Annotated in this window: 1 protein-coding gene; it reads right to left on the minus strand. The window is 28.5% G+C overall.

Translation table 11 applies throughout. The annotated features are described in order from the left end of the window. Positions 1 to 169: 169 nt before the first annotated feature. Positions 170 to 393 (minus strand): arginase family protein (locus CHI14_RS29590; protein WP_141236751.1); only part of this gene is annotated, 224 nt, incomplete at its 5' end.

Raw genomic sequence — 393 nt, forward strand, 5'->3', positions numbered from 1 at the left:
AATTGTTTTCTTCATCAATTTTATTTATATGACGAAAAAAAATCACTTCTTCATTTCTTTCCTCAAAATGATTAATTAAGTCACTTATCTTATCAGTAATTGGGGAAAATTCACCTTGATCCAAAATTCCATTTTGCAAGTCTAAAACCAATAGAGCCTTTATCATCTTTTATACACCTCCTATCACTTCAATACATTTTTTCAAAATGTTCGTACAGATATACTGGTCTTTTTTCTGTGTATCTAAGCTAGAGTTAAATTCCATTAAATCAATCCCTATTATATTAAATTGTTTCAGTTTTTCTATATAAGATAATATTTGCTCGATTTGCAGACCAAATGGTACAAGAAAACCTGTCGAGTTAAACTGAACTGGGTCAATAACATCAAAAT

The sequence above is a fragment of the Paenibacillus sp. 7516 genome (genome assembly GCF_002272715.1).
Taxonomy (GTDB): Bacteria; Bacillota; Bacilli; order Paenibacillales; family Paenibacillaceae; genus Paenibacillus; species Paenibacillus illinoisensis_A.